The 382-nt window shown below is 35.3% G+C and carries 1 protein-coding gene; it reads right to left on the bottom strand.

The window, feature by feature from the left end; translation table 11 throughout:
* Positions 1–382 (bottom strand): hypothetical protein (locus CSX02_RS13540; RefSeq protein WP_189281432.1); only part of this gene is annotated, 382 nt, incomplete at both ends.

Below are 382 nucleotides of genomic sequence, written 5' to 3'. Positions count from 1 at the left end.
TCCCAAAAAGTGTAGCCTTTTTCTAGGATACTCAGATGCTTTTAAATAATCCATTCCAGCGGACATATGAAGTGGAAACTTTTTCTTCATTTCTTCATTTACTCGATACGGTGTACTTTCCGGTAATAATCGAATATCTTTTATTACTTCCGGGTCCGGCAACTCATCAAACAACCGATCATATATCTGTATAACATCATATCGAAAGCCTTCATATGGGTAACCCATACCGTTTTCTCCTACTTTTTGCATCAATATATATTTCTTATATATACCGGATTCTTCCGCCTCTTTTGTAGAAAACTGATATGCATACACGTCTCCCATATTCCACAATTCTAATTGCTCAAATTTCTTTATCTTTTTATAAGGCTTCATAGGG

The organism is Agathobacter ruminis (assembly GCF_002735305.1).
Lineage (GTDB): Bacteria > Bacillota > Clostridia > Lachnospirales > Lachnospiraceae > Roseburia > Roseburia ruminis.
This window is presented reverse-complemented; position numbering and strand designations above follow the sequence as displayed.